General features: G+C 68.1%; 16 protein-coding genes. 5 read left to right on the top strand and 11 right to left on the bottom strand.

Annotated features, from left to right (window positions below; all coding sequences use genetic code 11):
• Positions 1–56 precede the first annotated feature (56 nt).
• Both ACT3SZ_RS03615 and ACT3SZ_RS03610 read right to left on the bottom strand, forming a co-directional pair.
• Positions 57–533 (bottom strand): hypothetical protein, encoded by a 477-nt coding sequence (locus tag ACT3SZ_RS03615; RefSeq protein WP_444616756.1) that lies wholly within the window; start codon positions 531–533, stop codon positions 57–59.
• Positions 530–1,063 (bottom strand): nucleoside 2-deoxyribosyltransferase, encoded by a 534-nt coding sequence (locus ACT3SZ_RS03610; RefSeq protein ID WP_444616755.1) that lies wholly within the window; start codon positions 1,061–1,063, stop codon positions 530–532. Before ACT3SZ_RS03610 ends, ACT3SZ_RS03615 begins: the two co-directional genes overlap by 4 nt.
• Before the next feature lie 55 nt (positions 1,064–1,118).
• Between ACT3SZ_RS03610 and ACT3SZ_RS03605 the strand changes: the two genes are divergently transcribed.
• Entirely contained in the window at positions 1,119–2,108 is a 990-nt protein-coding gene (locus ACT3SZ_RS03605; RefSeq protein WP_444616754.1) for a nucleoside hydrolase, read from the top strand.
• A gap of 101 nt (positions 2,109–2,209) precedes the next feature.
• Here the strand turns inward: ACT3SZ_RS03605 and ACT3SZ_RS03600 are convergent, their stop codons facing one another.
• Positions 2,210–3,061 (bottom strand): HAD family hydrolase, encoded by an 852-nt coding sequence (locus ACT3SZ_RS03600; RefSeq protein ID WP_444616753.1) that lies wholly within the window; start codon positions 3,059–3,061, stop codon positions 2,210–2,212.
• 368 nt (positions 3,062–3,429) lie between these two features.
• Complete coding sequence (locus tag ACT3SZ_RS03595) at positions 3,430–4,359, bottom strand: LysR family transcriptional regulator (RefSeq protein ID WP_301441783.1); 930 nt, start codon at positions 4,357–4,359, stop codon at positions 3,430–3,432.
• A gap of 67 nt (positions 4,360–4,426) precedes the next feature.
• Between ACT3SZ_RS03595 and ACT3SZ_RS03590 the strand changes: the two genes are divergently transcribed.
• Positions 4,427–5,356: an EamA family transporter gene (locus ACT3SZ_RS03590; protein WP_444616751.1), complete on the top strand. Its 930-nt coding sequence runs from the start codon at positions 4,427–4,429 to the stop codon at positions 5,354–5,356.
• Here ACT3SZ_RS03590 and ACT3SZ_RS03585 read toward each other — a convergent pair.
• Both ACT3SZ_RS03585 and ACT3SZ_RS03580 read right to left on the bottom strand, forming a co-directional pair.
• The gene (locus tag ACT3SZ_RS03585; protein WP_444616749.1) at positions 5,244–6,869 is read right to left on the bottom strand and encodes a flavin-containing monooxygenase; all 1,626 of its coding nucleotides are present in this window, start codon (positions 6,867–6,869) and stop codon (positions 5,244–5,246) included. The two genes, ACT3SZ_RS03590 and ACT3SZ_RS03585, sit on opposite strands and share 113 nt — an antisense overlap.
• Before the next feature lie 121 nt (positions 6,870–6,990).
• Positions 6,991–8,688 (bottom strand): hypothetical protein, encoded by a 1,698-nt coding sequence (locus tag ACT3SZ_RS03580; protein WP_444616747.1) that lies wholly within the window; start codon positions 8,686–8,688, stop codon positions 6,991–6,993.
• A 188-nt stretch (positions 8,689–8,876) separates the two neighbouring features.
• Between ACT3SZ_RS03580 and ACT3SZ_RS03575 the strand changes: the two genes are divergently transcribed.
• Both ACT3SZ_RS03575 and ACT3SZ_RS03570 read left to right on the top strand, forming a co-directional pair.
• A complete protein-coding gene (locus ACT3SZ_RS03575; RefSeq protein WP_444616746.1) occupies positions 8,877–9,410 on the top strand; it encodes a peptidylprolyl isomerase in 534 nt (177 codons plus the stop codon).
• A gap of 68 nt (positions 9,411–9,478) precedes the next feature.
• On the top strand, positions 9,479–10,045 hold the full coding sequence (locus tag ACT3SZ_RS03570; RefSeq protein WP_444616744.1) for a rhomboid family intramembrane serine protease: 567 nt from the start codon (positions 9,479–9,481) through the stop codon (positions 10,043–10,045).
• Here ACT3SZ_RS03570 and crgA read toward each other — a convergent pair.
• Positions 10,008–10,286 carry a cell division protein CrgA gene (gene crgA / locus ACT3SZ_RS03565; protein WP_444616742.1) on the bottom strand — a complete coding sequence of 93 codons (279 nt, stop codon included), beginning with the start codon at positions 10,284–10,286 and terminating at the stop codon, positions 10,008–10,010. The two genes, ACT3SZ_RS03570 and crgA, sit on opposite strands and share 38 nt — an antisense overlap.
• A 91-nt stretch (positions 10,287–10,377) precedes the next feature.
• Here crgA and ACT3SZ_RS03560 point away from each other — a divergent pair, with 91 nt between their 5' ends.
• Positions 10,378–11,052: an aminodeoxychorismate/anthranilate synthase component II gene (locus ACT3SZ_RS03560; RefSeq protein ID WP_444616740.1), complete on the top strand. Its 675-nt coding sequence runs from the start codon at positions 10,378–10,380 to the stop codon at positions 11,050–11,052.
• 82 nt (positions 11,053–11,134) lie between these two features.
• On the opposite strand, the gene ACT3SZ_RS03555 is transcribed toward ACT3SZ_RS03560, so the two are convergent.
• From ACT3SZ_RS03555 to ACT3SZ_RS03540, 4 genes are all read right to left on the bottom strand, one after another.
• Entirely contained in the window at positions 11,135–11,509 is a 375-nt protein-coding gene (locus ACT3SZ_RS03555) for an SHOCT domain-containing protein (protein WP_444616739.1), read from the bottom strand.
• A 31-nt stretch (positions 11,510–11,540) separates the two neighbouring features.
• Positions 11,541–12,500, bottom strand: a complete 960-nt coding sequence (locus ACT3SZ_RS03550; protein WP_444616737.1) for a fumarylacetoacetate hydrolase family protein — start codon at positions 12,498–12,500, stop codon at positions 11,541–11,543.
• 307 nt (positions 12,501–12,807) lie between these two features.
• A complete protein-coding gene (pknB, locus tag ACT3SZ_RS03545; RefSeq protein ID WP_444616735.1) occupies positions 12,808–14,724 on the bottom strand; it encodes a Stk1 family PASTA domain-containing Ser/Thr kinase in 1,917 nt (638 codons plus the stop codon).
• 124 nt (positions 14,725–14,848) lie between these two features.
• The gene (locus tag ACT3SZ_RS03540; RefSeq protein ID WP_444616733.1) at positions 14,849–16,450 is read right to left on the bottom strand and encodes a serine/threonine-protein kinase; all 1,602 of its coding nucleotides are present in this window, start codon (positions 16,448–16,450) and stop codon (positions 14,849–14,851) included.
• Between the last annotated feature and the right edge of the window lie 3 nt (positions 16,451–16,453).

Here is a 16,453-nt window from a genome sequence, read left to right as displayed (position 1 = left end):
TCAGGCGATTTCATCAGTGACACGTCCGATGGGGGATCAGGGCCTCACGGAGCGGCTCACCGCACGACGAGGCCGGTCGTGGAACCGCCCGTGGCGCACTGCTCGGGAAGGCCGTCCAGGTCCTCAAGCTGCACCGACACCGCCTCAACACTGATCGGCTCGCCGACGTAGACGGTGTCCTGCCCCGGTGGGGTGACCGACGGGCGGCCCTGCTCGGTCACCGACTCCGTCCCGGTGGGGAAGACCACCGGCCGTGGAGCCTGGTCGGTGGACCCGTCGACGATCGCGAAGCAGGAGCCCTGCCCGGTGACGAGGCGGCCGTCGATGCTCTCCGCTGTGCCGTCGGTGCCCTCTACGCCGTCTGCGCCGTTGGAGGTAGACAGCGCGATCGGGCCGCGGCCGGCGGCGTCGATGGTGAGGGCGCTGGTTTCGGTGGTTGTCTCGGCGGCTGGCTCGGCGTCCTCGCCGCAGGCGGTGAGGGGCACCGTGACCAGGACAGCCAGCGCGCCGAGGGCGGTGCGTCGCGACCTCATGCGTCGTCGCGTAGGTCGACGGCGACGGCGCGCACGGCGTCGGCGAAGCTGCCGGCGACGTTCGTGGCGGGCACCGCCATCATCAGGTTCACCGCGAAGCCGAAGTCCTCCACGAAGCGGCCCTCCGGGTCGGTGGGGCGCTCGCCGGGCGTGACCGGACCGTGGAAACGCTCCACCCGCTCCACGGTGGTCGCGCCCTCGGAGTAGACGTACAGTTTCTTGCCCAGGGCGTGGGCGAACCCCAGTTCGAAGCAGGTGCCGGAGTCCGGTTCGGCGCCGCGGAAGTGGTTGACGTTGGCGATGACCGCGTCCGCGCTATGGATCTTGGCGATGTTCTTGTCGAAGATCCGCGTGGCGTCCGGTGCTGCCGGTTCTGGTGCTGCTGTTTCGTCCAGTCCGGCGTCCAGCGGGGCGATCGGCGTCAGCCCGTTGTCGCGGCAGACCTGCTGCATGCGCGCGACCACGTCGGCGGCATCCGGCAGGAACACCTCCGGCCCTGCCAGGTAGACCCTGTACTCCTGCGTGCTCAACTATCCTCCTGTGATCGGTATCTTGCGGCCCTCTGATGGTAGTTACACTGGCCGGATGACCGCGAACCCCGTATTTCTGGACTGTGACACCGGCATCGACGACGCTCTCGCCCTGGGCTACTTGCTCTCCGCGCCCGCCGGTCTCGTCGACCTGGTCGGCGTGGGGACGGTGCACGGGAACGTGAGCGCCGCCGGCGGTGCCGAGAACACCCGCCGCCTGCTGGCCCTGGCAGGACGCGACGTGCCCGTCGCGACCGGTGCGTCCGACCCGTTGGTCGGGGCCTTCGCCGGCGGCGCGGTGGAGGTGCACGGCACCGACGGGGTGGGGGAGGTGCGCGAGCGGCTGCTGCCGCCCGTCAGCGGGCAGGACGCGCAGGACACCGCCGCGCAGGACGCCGCCGACCTGCTGATCGACCTGTCGCACCGCCATTCCGGACGCCTGCACGTGCTGGCGATCGGGCCGCTGACGAACCTCGCCGTGGCACTGGAACGCGACCCCACGCTGGTCGACCGCGTCGCCCACGTCACCGTGATGGGTGGCGCGGCGATGGTCGCCGGCAACATCGGCCCGGTGACCGAGGCGAACATCGGGCACGACCCGGAGGCCGCCCAGGCGGTCGTTGCTGCCGGTTGGCAGGTCACCCTGGTGCCGCTGGACACCACGATGGAGAACACCTTCGAGGCGTCCGACATCGCTGCGCTGCAGGCGTCCGACGTGCCCTTCGTCGCCGCAGTAGGGGAAATGCTGAACTACTACTCCGACTTCTACCGCGACATTTACGGACGTCAGTGCTGTGCGCTGCACGACCCGTTGGCCGCGGCCGTCGCTCTCGGCGAGGTGGAGCTGCTGCGCGCGCCGAAGGTGCCGGTCGTCGTCGACACCACCGACGGGCCGGGGCGTGGGCAGACCGTCTGCGACCTGCGGCACCAGCGTCCCGCGGCAGGACGCTACGACGTGGACGTCGACGGTGCGACCGTGCGTGTCGTGATGCGCTGCGCCGACGGTTTCGCCGACCTGCTGCGCACCCGGCTGCTGGACATGTGACACGGCGGGGCCGGTACGACGGTTTCTGTCGATTGCGGAGGGCGAAGTGCCTACTTCGTCGGTGATTCCCGACAGAAACCGTTCAGTGTTGGCTGCGGAACCTACCCCAGCAGCCGGCGCAGCACCTGCACCACGCCGTCCTCGGTGTTCGCAGGAGCCACGTAGTTCGCCGCGGCGGTGATGCCGGGGTGGGCGTTGGCCATGGCGAAGGACAGGTCGCCTTCGCCGACCATCTCCAGGTCGTTGAGGTAGTCGCCGAAGACGGCGGTGTCCGCCCGCGAGATCCCCAGTTCCTCCTGCAGGTTGTGCAGGGCGGAGCCCTTGTTCGCCTCCGGCAGCATGATGTCGATCCAGTTCGCCCCGGAGATCACGACGGCGTTGTCGGCCTCGACCTGGCTGGCCAGCGCATCCTCGCCGGTGAAGAGCACCGGGGCGGCGTCCTCCGCGGAGCCGAAGGCGAAGACCGCGACCTTGACCACGGGGCCCTCCACCGTGGTCAGGTCCTCGATCTGCTTCAGGGAGTGGTAGTACTTCGCGGCTTCGTCGAGGAACTCGCGGTCGGTGCTCTCCACGTAGGCGACCTCCGGGGTGCACACGACCAGGCCCAGACGACGGTCCGTCCCGCGTACCGCGGCGATGCACTGCTGCACCGTGTCGCCGGACAGGGGAGAGGTGGCGACGACCTCACCGTCGTGCACGACCACGGTGCCGTTTTCGGCGAGGTAGGTGCGGATGCCGCGGTCGCCGAACATGTCGTGCAGGGTGGCGTACTGGCGTCCGGACGCGGGCACCACCACGATGTCGCGCTGCTGCATCACCGGCAGCAGGTCCCAGAATGCCTCGGGGACGGTGCCGTCCTCGCGCAGCAGGGTGCCGTCCATGTCGAGGACGACGAGGCGGAGGTCGGGGGTCGCGGCGAGGTCGGTCCAGGGGCGCGTGGTGGTGTCGGTCATGGGCACCATGGTTTCACATGACCCCTGCGCACCGGGCACAGCAGGTGGCCGCAAGCGGTGGGGGATCCTTCTGTGATCCGCGGGGAGGGCGCCACGGACCCGGTAACCGACGGCGAGGATGGCGTCCAGGTTGTAGTGGGCGATGTCCCGACGGATGGTTCGGTCGCACTCAGGTCGAACTGTTTGGAGTTTTCTAACAGTTCGATCCCTGGTCAGCTCCCCTTCCTCGAAGATGTTCTTGAAGTGAGCGCTGATCGTAGGAACGCTTACCCCGAACAGTCGGGCAATCTGTGCCTGGGTCATCCAGGCCGTCTCGCCGACGCCGACCGCGTAGTTTCACATGAAACATCGCCGCACCGGCACGCACCTCAGAGTTGATCCGGGGTCTCCGGCGACTCCCGCCGCGCCGCCGCGCCCAGCGCGGTACGGAACACCCGCACCCCGGGATGGTCGGCGTAGCCTTCGCGCACCGCGGTGAACAGCTGGCGGTGCGGCGAGCCGGGCATCGCCAGCGCTTGGGTGTGGTCCAGGTGCGGGCCGGCCAGCATCGCCGGGATCACCGTGACCCCGTGCCCGGTGCGCGCCATGTGCGCGCGCAGGATCGGGTCGGCGGTCTCGCACTTCACCCGCGGCTCCACCCCGGCTTCGCGCAGGACGGTCCGCTCCCAGCGTCCCTGCGGCATCGTCGCCGGCTCCAGGATCCACGGGTATTCGGCAAGGTCCGCCAGTCCGTCCAGCTCCTCGGCGGGCACGGCCCACCGGCCGGTGGTGGGCAGGACCAGCAGCATCGGGTCGGCGAAGAGTTCCTCGCGGTGCAGGCCGGGACGCACCGGTTCCGGTTGGCCGGGGAATTCGTCGCCGATGACCACGTCGTAGGAGTGCGCCGCCAGGCCCTCGAAAGCCTCGGCGACCTCACGGTGGTAGACCTCCACGTTCAACGCGGGGTGACGCTTCTCCAGCATGGTCAGCGCCGTCGGCAGGATCGTGGCCAGCGCGGACTGGAAACTTGTGACCCGCAGCGTGCCCTCTGCCCCCGGGCGTGCGGACGCCAGTTCCGCCTCCGCGGAGTCCAGGATCGTGAGTACTTCTTCGGTGCGCGCCACGAGCCGCAGGGCCGCGCCGGTGAGCCGGACGCCGCGTCCCACGGTCTCCAGCAGCGGCACCCCAGCCTCGCGTTCCAGCTGACTGAGCTGGTGGGACACCGCGGACGGCGAGTAGTGCATCTCGCGGGCCACCGCGGCCAGGGTGCCGCGCTGGTGAACCTCGCGCAGCAGGGTCAGTCGTTGAATGTTGAGCACAATTCACCATTATCGTTCAGATACCTGAGATAGACGAACCATTGGTGCGGGCCCCACAATGAGTGCCATGAGCATCACCCGTTCCTCCGCACTCGTCCTGGCGTCCTGCGCATCCTTGCAGTTCGGCGCCGCGACGGCCGTCGGCCTCTTCGACACCCTCGGTACCTGGGGCGTGACCTTCCTGCGCCTCACCATCGCCGGCACGCTGCTACTGATCGTGGCCCGCCCGGCGTTACGCGCCTGGAATCGCGGCGACTGGCGCGCCGTCGTTTTCTTCGCGGTGATGATGGCCGCAATGAACGGGTTCTTCTACGCTTCTCTGGACCGCATTCCGATGAGCGCGGCGGTCGCCGTCGAGTTCATCGGCCCGCTGGTCTATGCCGGGCTGACCTCCCGACGACGCGGCGACCTCGTGTGGGTCGGCCTCGCCGCCGCCGGCATGGCCGTGCTCGGTTTCGAGGCCCTGTCGGACGCCGCCCTCGACCCGATCGGCATGCTGCTCGCGCTGATCGCCGGCGTGTTCTGGGTCGGTTACATCGTCGGCTCCGCCGCCGTCGGCCAGCGCATCCCCGGCACCGGCGGCCTCGCCGTCGCCATGCTCCTCGGCGGGCTCATGCTCGCCCCGGTCGGACGCGCCGGCGTGGAGGGCATCACCGCCGACCCGTGGCTGATCGTTCCGGCGGTGGTCACCGCCCTGATGGCGTCGGTGATTCCTTACTCCCTGGAACTCGCCGCGCTGCGTCGCCTGCCGTCGGCCGTCTTCAGCGTGCTGATCAGCCTGGAACCCGCCTTCGCCGCCCTGGCCGGGTTCGTGTTGCTCGACCAGGAGATGACCCCGCTGCGCGCGGTGACCATCGTGCTGGTGATCTCCGCCTCCGTCGGGATCACGTGGTCGGCGCAGCGGCGTGAGAATCGGCCTCTGCAGTCTGAACAGCAGACGCAGGAAGCACGCGGGCGACGGCCACGGCTGCGTCGTCGAACACCATCTCCTCAGTGAGGTCACCGCGCGCCAGCTCCGGCCATTCGCGCAGGTAGTCCTGCCGGTACAGCCACGGTGACCGGTCACCCTGGCGCGGAGTCACGTGCTGCGAACGTTTGATGTAGCCGGCGTCGAACTCCAGTAGCGCCCGACGCTCCACGTCCGCCCCGGGGAATACCGGTGCGGCCAGTGCCTCGCCCCGGTTCACCATGTGGTGCCACAGACGCACCATGTAGCGGGCCGTGAGGTCCGCCCGCGTAGTCCACGACTGGTTGAGATAGCCGACCGTGAAGCTCAGGTTCGGCAGCCCCGAGATAAGCACTCCCCGGTAGGCCACCGTGTTCGCCAGATCCACCGGTTCATCGTCCACGGTGAGCTGTGCGCCGCCGAACAACTGCAGCTGCAGCCCCGTCGCCGCGATCACCGTGTCCGCCTCCAGCACCGTGCCGTCCTGCAGGCGAACCCCTTGTGGCACCAGACGGTCGATCGTGGAGGTGACCACCTTCGCTCCGCCGTCCTTGATCGCGGCGAAGATGTCGCCACCCGGAGCCTTGCACACTCGCTGCGCCCATGGCCGGTACGGCGGGGTGAAGTCCCGGCGGATCTGCGAGGGGGAGAGCCAGCGCAGCTGCAGAGCATGCAGGAACCCGCTGAACAGGAACGGAGTGCCCTTGGCGAGGTACCACTGCACCATGTCGCGGGTGATGTGATTGGTGCGGGCGATCTTGTGTGCGAGCCGCTTATTCGGGATCAGCGATGTCCAGATGGTGGTGATGGTGTCGAACCGGGGCAGCGCGGCGACCCACGTCGGCGTGCGCTGCAGCATCGTCACGTCCGCACCGGCGCGCGCCAGCGCCGGCAGGAGGGTGACGGCGGTGGCACCGGAACCGATGATCACAATGCGGCGTCCGGCGACGTCGCCCTGCTCCTCAGGACGCCACTGCTGGGCGTGCACGAGCTGCCCGTCGAAGTCCTCCTCGCCATCGAAGTGCGGCTGGTACCCCGCCCGGTGGTCGTAGTAACCGCAGGCCAAGTGGAGACGCCGTGTGCGGGTGACCGTTTCTGCGCGGTCGGCGTCCGTGGCGTCCGGCCGGTCGTCGGGGCCGTGACGCCACGCGCGCACCGTGGTGACCTCCCAATGCGGGCCGTGGGCCTCGGCCGCGGGGCCGGTGGTGACGAAGTTCGCCCGCTTCACCCAGGTGCGCAACTGGATACGCTGCAGCACGCCATCGTCGCGGGCGGCATCGCGCAGGTACTCGCGGATGTCGGCGCCCTCGCCGAGCGTGCCCTTGTGGGGCCAGTGCCGATACGGCAGTCCGAAGCTGGCCATGTCCGAGTCGGAGCGGATGCCAGGGTAGGTGAAGGTGCTCCAGGTGCCGCCGAGATCGTGGTTGGAGTCGACGATCCGCCAGTTCCAGCCGGGGAACTCGTCGACGACGTGGTGGGCGAGGTCGATGCCGGCGACACCTGCCCCAACGATGAGCAGGTCCAGAACGGTGGAGTCGGTGGAGTCGGTGGTGTCGGTGGTCATGTGAGTCAGCCTACTGGCTAACTATCGTCTTCGGAATGAAATCTTATGTATCCAACGGGCCGCCGGGACGCAGAAAACCCCCGGACGTAACGTCCGGGGGTTCACGCGGGGTCAGGGGAGACTACAGGCGGTGCTTTCCGCCGTCGTCCTCCGGATCCTCGGGGTTGGTGCCCTTAGCGTCCGTGGCATCCTTCTTGTCTGCCTTCGGGGCGCCGGGAGCACCGGGGGCGCTGGGGGCCGCGGGCGCGTTCTTCTTCGCCTGCTTCTTGTCGGCCTCCTTCTTCACGTCCTCGGCCTTCTCCTGGACCTTGTCCTTGGCCTCCTCGGCCTTGTCGGCGACCTTATCGGCAGCCTCCTTGGCCTTCTCCGGGGCCTTGTCGGTAGCCTCGTCAGCCTTCTCCTCAGCCTTGGCAGCAGCAGCCTTCGGCTTCGCGGCGGCACCGGTGGCCGGGGCACCGTTGGTGCGCGGGGCCTTCGCCGGGGCGGACGGGGCGGCGGATCCGCTGCCCTTGGCCTTCTGCGCGACGAACGCGACCGCGGCGGCGATGATCGCCAGCAGCAGGATATTGCGTCCCGTGTGCTTCTTGCGGTTCGCCTTGGCGGCCTTCTTCAGCTCCTTGGCGCGGACCTTCTCGGCCTTCTTCGAGGCCGTCTTCTTGATCTTGCGCTGCGAACGGGAGAGCTGCTTGTTGGCGGTCTTCGCATTCTTCTGGGCGAACTTCTTCGCCTTCTTTGCCTGCTTGGACGCCTGCTTACGGCCCTTGGCACCCTCCTTCTTCGCGGTCTCGCCGACCTCGGAGGCCACCTCGGACGCCTGCGACCAGGCGCTCTCCAGGGACTTGCGGGCGGAGCTACCGGCCTTGTTGGCCTTCTTCTTCGCTGCCTTCAGGTCCTTGCCGTGGTTCTTCTTGAGCTGCTTCTTGGTCTTCTTGGCGGTCTTCTTCGCCGACTCCTCGGCGTCCTTGCTCGCCTTGCGACCGGCCTCGACACCGGTGGCGGCGAGGGCCGCACCGGCCTTGCCGAGGTGGTTGGCACGGTCACGCGCGTCGTCGAGAGCATCGCTCACGGCGTCCGACTCGAGGAAGGCCGAACCGCGCTCCTGCGCCTGGGAGAACAGCTCGCCGCCGCGCTCGGCGGCGCTGCGGCCCCAGCGGGTGACGGTATCGGTGAGGTCAGCGTCCGGCGCGTGACGCACCTGGTCGGCCAGGACGTTCGCCCGGTCACCGGCGGCCGAGGTGACCGCGGAAACCCGCTTCTCCACGAAGTCGCGCGGGGACTCCTTGCGACCGGCGGCCTTCTTGGCGACCTTGTGCTGACGCTTCAGGGCCTTGGCCTGGGTCTTGTCCGCCTTCGCACGACGCTTCTCGGCCTTCGAGGAGATCTTGTCGGCCTTCTTGGTGGCCTTCGACGCCTTCTTGCTGAGCTTCTCGGCCTTGCTGTCCTTCAGGGTGTCGAGAGCGTTCTCGGCGTCCTGAACGGCCTGGTCGAGGCCCTGAGTGGTGTCGTTCTTCGTGGCGTTGCTCACCGTTGTTCCTTTCGAGGCGGTTTTGCTGTCATCTTTGTCGGACGTCGGGGAGGCCGGCTGCCGGGCCGCTCGGTTCTCGGCGAGGAGCTGCTCCACGATCAACCGGTGGTGGCCCGGGGCTGAGGACAAGTCCTGCGGTCCCCGTGCACGTGCCCCGCTCCCGGCCCGGGGCCTCAGGGCGTTGAGGCCGGAGACGTCACGGACGTCCCCCTTCTTGCGCTTGCCGTTGCCGCCGAGACTCGACGAGACCTGCCGGGCGGCACGTAACGCGGTGAACGCGGTGTTGGGGTCCATGGACCGTGCATCTCCTTCAACATCCTCGACGGACCGGCCGGTAGTCGGTCACTTCTCTGGCACTTCACTAACGGTTCTTCTGTCGACACAAAATGGGTCGTCATCCAACGATAACCAAATCTGTCCCCGAGGGTAGTCGGAATCGGGCGATCAGGGGTGCCCGCCCAGCGTCCGGTAGCCTTGCCCCCATGACCGTTCAGAAAACCGCGACAGCGACCCTGCACACCAACCACGGCGACATCATCATCGACCTCTTCGGTGATCAGTCCCCGGCCACCGTGAACAACTTCGTCGGCCTGGCCACCGGCGACAAGGAAAAGGCCCCCTACACCACGGAGAACGCCTCCGGTAGCACCGAAGGCCCCTTCTTCGACGGTGCGATCTTCCACCGCATCATCGACGGCTTCATGGTCCAGGGCGGCGACCCGACCGGCACCGGCCGTGGCGGCCCCGGCTACGAGTTCGCCAACGAGAACCACCCGGAGCTCCAGTTCGACCGTCCGTTCCTCGTCGCCATGGCCAATGCCGGCCGCGACACCAACGGCTCCCAGTTCTTCATCACCGTCGGTGCCCACCCGCACCTCAACGGCGGCTACACCATCTTCGGCGAGGTCACCGACAAGGAGTCCCAGAAGCTGGTCGCCAAGATCTCCCGCGTCAAGGTCAACCGTATGGACCGTCCGGACGAGGACGTTGTCATCGAGTCCGTGGACGTGGCCTGATCCTCCGCAAGTTCTTCACCGGTGCCCCCGCCACGGCAGGCCTGATCCTGGCCTGCCTGGTGGTTTATGTGGTCACCGGTCTGGATAGTGGGAGCCTGGCGCGTCCCGCCTCGGCCCCAGGCGTGGCCTGGGACCTCATGGTCGACCCGCACGCCATCACCGCCGACGGTGAGTGGTGGCGTCTGCTCACTGGGGCGTTCATCCACCTGGACCCCGGCCATCTGCTGATGAACATGCTGCTCATCGGTCTGATCGGCCGGGAGCTAGAGCGGGCCTACGGCACGCTCACCATGGTGGTGTCGATGGTGCTCTGCGCCATCGGCGGGGGCTTGGCAGTGATGTGGCTCCAGCCCGACAGCCTTGTCGGCGGGGCGTCGACCATCGGCTATGGCATGTTCGCCATGCTGGTGGGACTGTCCCTGGAGCGCAGGACGGACGTACGGGCACCGTTGGTGCTCATCGTCGTCAACCTGCTGTATTCGGTGACCGCGGGCGGGGTCTCCCTGCCCGGTCACCTTGGCGGCCTGGCCGCCGGTGCGCTCGTCGCGGTCGTGCTGACCGTGGTGCGCCGGGGCCGTGGCGGCCGGTCGGACCGGGCTACTTCCAGCCCATGGTCATCAACAGACCCACGATGAACAGGCCGAAGCCGATCAGGTAGTTCCAGGCGTTGAGCTCCGCCATGAAGGGGATGTGCGGGCCGGCGATGTAGTTGACGACCAGCCAGGCCAGGCCCAGGATCATCAGGCCGAGCATCACGACGATGTACCAGCGCGGCGTGCCGGTCGCGTTCAGCTTGACCGGTGTGCGGCGGTCGGCGGCCGAGGAGCCGACGGCGCCGTTGTACTCCGGTGAATCGGAGATCCGAGACTTCGGCATGTATATCCCTCACTGACATGGTGACGTGTTCGAACTGAACCAACCCTACCAGCACGAACCCCGGATTCCCCTACGGGTTAGGATGAGCAGCATGCGCATCCTCGTCATCGACAACTACGACAGTTTCGTCTACAACCTCGTGCAGTACCTCGGGGAACTCGGCGAGGACTGCACGGTGTGGCGCAACGATGCCGAGCAGCTCGGAACGTCGGACGGTGACCTGGTCGGCGCGCTGGACGCCTTCGACGCCGTCCTGATCTCCCCGGGCCCGGGGGATCCGTCCTCGGCGGGGCGCACGCTGGAGGTCATCGCGCACTGCGCCGCCCACCGCGTCCCCCTGCTCGGCGTGTGCCTGGGCCATCAGGCGCTGGCGCAGCACTTCGGCGCGTCCGTGGTGCGCGCCGACGAGATCTTCCACGGCAAGACCAGTCCCGTCACCCACGATGGCACCGGGGTGCTCGCCGGGATCCCCAGCCCGTTCACCGTGGCTCGCTATCACTCCCTGACGGTCGATCCGGCGACGGTGCCGGACGAGCTGGTGGTCACCGGGCGTGTGGCGTCCGGCATGATCATGGCGATGCGCCACGCGAGCCTGCCGATGCACTCCGTGCAGTTCCACCCGGAATCCGTGATGACGGGCAACGGGCACCGCATCCTGGCTAACTGGTTGTCGGATGCAGGACGGCCCGTCGACGAGTCCGAGCTGGCGCGCCTGGCCGAACGCCACGCCGCCACGCTCGCCGGCGCTACCGCCACCGGCGTGTAGCGTCCCCCGCTGGTTCCCGCGACGACGAAACCCGGCACCCTGAGGGGTGCCGGGTTTCTCGCTAGTCACACAAGGACGGTACTCAGGAGAGTGCCTTGGCCTTGAGTCGGTCGAACTCTTCGCGGGTGATCACGCCGTCCTGCAGCAGCTGGCTAGCGCTGGAGATCTGCTCGGCGGGTGAGGACCCGGCGACGTGGCGGATGTAGTCCTCCGCGCCGCGCTGCGCCTGGGCGGCGGTCTCACGCTGGCGCTCGGCCATGCCGCGGCCACGGGTCACGAGGTAGACCAGGACGGTGATCAGCGGGATCAGGATCAGGAAGATGATCCAGACGGCCTTCCACCCGCCGCCGAGTTCGCGGTCACGGAAGAGGTCGGTGATGATCTGGAAAAGCACGATGAGGTACGAGATCAGGAAGAACGCGTAGATCATCAGCCAGAAAAAGTCCCAGAACTGCATGGGGTGGTTCCTTTCGTACAGGGGTGGAGGTTTAGGCCGGACGGGTCCAGTTCACGCTGCGGCCGCGGGGCACCGGGTGCACCTCGACTGGCTCGATGATGTTGTTGGTGATGGAGCCGATGCCCTGCACGGTGACGGTGACGGAGTCGCCGACCTTCACCGGGGCGGGCTCGAGTTCGCCGTTCCAGCCCCAGTGCTCGGCCAGGCAACCGCCGCCGCAGGTGCCGCTGCCGAGGATGTCGCCGCGGCGGATCTGCGCACCACGGCTGGCGTAGGACACCAACTCGGCGAAGGTCCACGCCATGTGGGCCAGGGTGTCCGTGGTGATCTTGCGGTCGTTGATCCACAGTTCCATGGTCAGGTCGTAGAACTCGCCGTCGCGGTACTGCTCCAGCTCGTCCTTGGTGACCACGACCGGGCCGATGCTCATCGAGGAGTCCTTGCCCTTCGCCGCACCGAGGCCGACCTTCATCTCCTCGGCCTGCAGGTCACGGGCGGACCAGTCATTCAGCACGGTGAATCCGCCGATGTGGTCCCACGCCTCCTCCACGGAGAGGTTGAAGCCGTCCTTGGAGATGACCGCGGCGACCTCGAGCTCCACGTCGAAGAGCTCACATCCCGGGGGCACGCGCACGTCGTGGCCGGAGCCGGTCGCGGCGTAGGGGTTGGTGAAGTAGAACGCCGGGGCGCGGAACCACTCCTCGGGGGCGTGGACCTCTTCGCCGTCATTGCCGGCGTCCGTCATCGACTGCATGGAACCGGCGGTGTGCTGCTCGAAGGTGATGAAGTCGCGCACGGTGGTGACCGGCAGCGGTGGCTCCAGGACGTCGAGCTCCTCGAACTTCACGGTCCCGTCGGTGGGGATCTCCGGTGCGTCCGGGTCGAGGGCGTCCAGCGGGTCACGGTCGGTGACGAAGAGGTGGACCACTCCCTCGTCGTCCACCCGCCCGAAACGCCGGGTGCCGTCGATGTCGGCGGAAACGATACGCATTATCTTTCTCCGATCAGGTAGTCGAGAACGATGACGGGCTCAACCCTTCTAAGGACGGGAGCCTGGTCACGCGGTACACGCCGCTGACGACGGAAAAGATGGAGAATGGCGGGAAGTCGTCGGACGTCTACATACGTTGGGGGACTCCGGCCGGTGTCGGGGAAAAACCCCGGTCGGGCTCCGTTCGTAGCGGAACCTGGCCTCACCTTTAGATTCTGCGGACTTAAGGTGTGCCTGTCAAGGGGAAACTACACCCTGCGATAACCGCAGATTCATTGACATATCAGCCGATAAGAGGGCTCACAGGTCACGGGATCCCCAGCGCGTTGACCCGCACGGTGATCGGCGCATTGCGGTCAATCGTCTGACCCTCTTCAACCGACTGTCCCACGACCCGGTCCACGGCGAGGGGGTCGAGCTGGTTGACGTTGGTGCGGTTCACTCGGCTGGCATTGCCGCGCCAGCCCGCCTGCTGCAGCGCGCTGTAGACCTCGTCGTAGTCCCTGCCCACCAGCTGCGGCATGGTGAACTGGTTGCCGCGGGAGACCTCCAGGGTGATGGTGGTGCCGGGGGCTTGGGTGCTGCCCTCGTCGCTCGCCGACAGCACCCGGTTCTCGTCCTCGTCGGAGTCGACCATGACCACGTCGACCTCGAAGCCGGCGTCCTCCAGGTTCTGTACCGCGTCGTCGCGGGACTGACCGGTCACGCGCGGCACGCGCACGTCCGCCGGCCCGGTGGACACCGTGATGCCCACCTCGGTGCCCTCGGCCACTTGCGCGCCGGACGGGTGGGTCTGCTCGATGACCTCGCCGGAGGGGACGTCGTCGCTGGACTGCTCCGAGACGTTCGAGCGCAGTCGCAGGTTCGCCTCCTCGAGTGCGGCCTGGGCGTCCTGCGTCGTCATTCCGCTGAGGTCGGGGACCTCGGTGACGGCGCGTCCGGAGGAGACGTACAGCGTCACCTCCGAGCCGGAGGGGACGGAGGAGTTCGCGCCAGGGGCGGTGCGGATCGCGTTGTCGCGGTCCACATCGGCGTCCGCCTGGTCCTCGACGGTGACGTCGAAGCCGGCGTCCTCCAGTGCACTGAGCGCCTCATCGCGCGGCTGACCGGCCACGTCGGGGATGTTGACCTGTTCACTGGTCTGGCTGTTATTGGAGTACCAGTTGACCGCCACTGCCGTTCCGCCGCCGATGAGAGCGAGGATGGCGATGATCCACAGGGCCACGACCCAGCCCCGACGGCGCTTCTTCTCCTCGCGCGGTGCCGGCGCGGGCGCCGGCGTGGGCACGGGCGCGGCGGCGGGCATGTGCGTCGTCGTCGCGTCCTGCACGGGTTCGTCGGTATAGGCCTGCGCGGCCAGGGGCATGCGCCCCTCGGAGATGCGCTGCAGGTCGGACGCCATGTCGGCGCTGTTGTCGTAACGGTCGGACGGGTCCTTCGCCATCGCGGTCAACGCGACGGCGTCCAGTGCGAGCGCCTGGTTCTGGTCCAGGTTCATGCCGTTGACCTGCGACGGCGGCAGCGGATTCTCCTGGACGTGCTGGAAGGCCACCGAGAACGGCGACTCTCCGGAGAACGGCGGCTGACCAGTGGAGATCTCGTAGAACACGCAGCCAGCGGCGTAGATATCCGAGCGGGCCTCGGCGGATTTGCCGCGGGCCTGTTCGGGTGAGAGGTACTGGGCGGTGCCGATGACGGCGGCGGTCTGCGTCATCGCCGAACTGGTGTCCGACAGGGCGCGGGCGATGCCGAAGTCCATCACCTTCACCGCGCCGGTGTTGGTGATCATGATGTTCGCCGGCTTGATGTCGCGGTGGATGATGCCGGCCTCGTGGGAGAAGCTCAACGCCCGGCAGACCTCGGCCATGACCCGGCCCGCCTCCTCCAGCGGGAAGGGGCCGGAGTCGCGCAGGATGTCGCGCAAGGTCTGGCCGTGCACGCGCTCCATGACGATATAGGGCACTGAACCGTGCGCGTCATCGGTCTGGCCGGTGTCGTAGACGGCGACGATGGCGTGGTGGTTCAGCTTGGCGGCGTTCTTCGCCTCTCGGCGGAAGCGCTCGAGGAAGGTGTCGTCGCGGGCAAGGTCGGCGCGCATCATCTTGACCGCGATATCGCGGCCGAGGAGTTCGTCGGTCGCCGCATAGACGTCGGACATGCCTCCGGTGCCGATGATCGGCCCCAGCAGGTACCGACCGCCGAGCCGGGTGTTGCTCAGGTCCATGCTGCTCCCTTCCTCAAATTACCGATGTGCGGACGGCCCCGATCCTGCGGGCGCTCTTTCCTTTGGAGAATACCGATCTCATGGGCTCCGGTGCGAATACCAGCCGTCCCAGTCGACACAGTTGTCACAGGCGCCCCATGGCGGGCCAGTCGTTGTCGGCGTCCCCGGAGTCACCGTTCGGGGAGGTCTCGGTGTTACCTCCGGGCTGCAGCTGCTCCTGGGATGCCTGGTCGGAGGTGTCGGGGTCCGTGGGCTCCTCGGTGGGGACGCTGGTCTCCGGGTTCGTCGGCTGGGAGGGCTCCCCGGTGCCCGTGGTGTCCGTCGTCCCGCCGCCGGAGGTCTCCGAAGGCGTGGACTCGTCGGACGTATTGTCCGGCGTGGACGTCTCCACCGGGTCGCTGGTCTCCCCAGGGTCGACCGGCTCGGGCACCACGGTCTGCTCCTCAGTGACCTCGCTGGTGATCGTGGTCGTCTGGGTGGGCGCGGTCGGTGCGTCCTGCTCGCCCTGGGTGAGGAACCACAGGAGGACGCCGAGGACGGCGACCAGGCCGATGCCCAGCCCCCAGATCCAGCCGCGCTTGCTGCGCGTGCGCGGGGCGGGGCCCATGTTCGCCTCGTCGGTGACCTCGCTCAGCCGGCTCTGGCCGGTGGGCACCCGGTCGGCGACGACGGTGGCCGGAGCGACGGCCGCGGCGGCGCCGGTAGGCACCCCGGCGGCGGGGTCCGGCGGCATCTGGCCATCGCGGACGGGCACGGTGGCCGCGGCGAGCGCGGCACCGTCGCTGTACCGGCTCTCCGGATCCTTGCGCAGGCAGATCGCGATAAGGCGACGCATCGGGTCGCTGACCGTATCCGGCAACTCCGGTGCGGTCTCGTTGATGTGCTTGAGCGCCACGGACACCGTGGAGTCGCCGGAGAAGGGTCGCTCGCCGGCGAGGACCTCGTAGCCGACCACGCCGAGCGAGTAGACATCGCTGGACGGTCGGATCGTGAGGCCCTGGGCCTGCTCCGGGGACACGTACTGGGCGGTGCCCACGACCATGCCCGTGCGGGTCAGCGGCACGGCGGACGCAGCCTTGGCGATGCCGAAGTCGGTGATCTTGACCACGCCATCGGCGGTGACCATGAGGTTGCCGGGCTTGATGTCGCGGTGGATGAGCTGGCGCTCGTGGATCTCCTGTAGCCCCATGGCTGCCTGGGCGATGAGGTCGAGGACCATCACTTCGGGCAGGGTGCGTTGGCGCGAGAGGATGTCCGCCAGGGACTCGCCCTGCACGTACTCCATCACGATGAAGCAGTAGGAGATGCCGTTGCCGTCGACGTCGGCCTGCTCGCCGTAGTCGAAGGTACGGACCACGTTGTCGGAGGTGATCGTCTCGGCGGCCTCGGCCTCCTGGCGGAAACGGTCGCGGAACTCCGCGTCGTCGGTGAGCTCAGGTTTGAGCACCTTGACGGCCACGTCCCGCTCGCCGATGGTGTCGTAGGCGAGCCAGACGGTCGACATGCCGCCGCGTCCGACGATGCGGGACACCTCGAACCGGCGGCCGGCCGCGGAGTCGTAGTGGGTGTCGAGGACGCGCTGCAGGCGGTCCGCCGCCGCGCGGTCCCGGGGCGTCATCTGCTCCGGGTCCACGGGCCCAGAGTGCTCCTCCGGGGTACTGAACACACGGGTGCCGTCGGGGTCGTTCGTGTTGTCGGGGTTATTGGGATCGTTCGGTCCGGTCACGCC

The sequence above is a fragment of the Corynebacterium sp. AOP40-9SA-29 genome (assembly GCF_052377405.1).
Taxonomy (GTDB): Bacteria; Actinomycetota; Actinomycetes; order Mycobacteriales; family Mycobacteriaceae; genus Corynebacterium.
Note: the sequence above shows the minus strand (reverse complement) of the source record. Positions and strands in the feature narration are given on the sequence as shown.

Bases quoted from the DNA above. Each gene is read 5' to 3' on its own strand.
- crgA (WP_444616742.1), bottom strand. From the start codon at position 10,286: ATGCCGAAGTCTCGGATCTCCGATTCACCGGAGTACAACGGCGCCGTC.
- pknB (WP_444616735.1), bottom strand. From the start codon at position 14,724: ATGGACCTGAGCAACACCCGGCTCGGCGGTCGGTACCTGCTGGGGCCG.
- ACT3SZ_RS03585 (WP_444616749.1), bottom strand. From the start codon at position 6,869: ATGACCACCGACACCACCGACTCCACCGACTCCACCGTTCTGGACCTG.
- ACT3SZ_RS03560 (WP_444616740.1), top strand. From the start codon at position 10,378: ATGCGCATCCTCGTCATCGACAACTACGACAGTTTCGTCTACAACCTC.
- ACT3SZ_RS03550 (WP_444616737.1), bottom strand. From the start codon at position 12,500: ATGCGTATCGTTTCCGCCGACATCGACGGCACCCGGCGTTTCGGGCGG.
- ACT3SZ_RS03615 (WP_444616756.1), bottom strand. From the start codon at position 533: ATGAGGTCGCGACGCACCGCCCTCGGCGCGCTGGCTGTCCTGGTCACG.
- ACT3SZ_RS03555 (WP_444616739.1), bottom strand. From the start codon at position 11,509: ATGCAGTTCTGGGACTTTTTCTGGCTGATGATCTACGCGTTCTTCCTG.
- ACT3SZ_RS03575 (WP_444616746.1), top strand. From the start codon at position 8,877: ATGACCGTTCAGAAAACCGCGACAGCGACCCTGCACACCAACCACGGC.
- ACT3SZ_RS03600 (WP_444616753.1), bottom strand. From the start codon at position 3,061: ATGACCGACACCACCACGCGCCCCTGGACCGACCTCGCCGCGACCCCC.
- ACT3SZ_RS03605 (WP_444616754.1), top strand. From the start codon at position 1,119: ATGACCGCGAACCCCGTATTTCTGGACTGTGACACCGGCATCGACGAC.
- ACT3SZ_RS03590 (WP_444616751.1), top strand. From the start codon at position 4,427: ATGAGCATCACCCGTTCCTCCGCACTCGTCCTGGCGTCCTGCGCATCC.
- ACT3SZ_RS03580 (WP_444616747.1), bottom strand. From the start codon at position 8,688: ATGGACCCCAACACCGCGTTCACCGCGTTACGTGCCGCCCGGCAGGTC.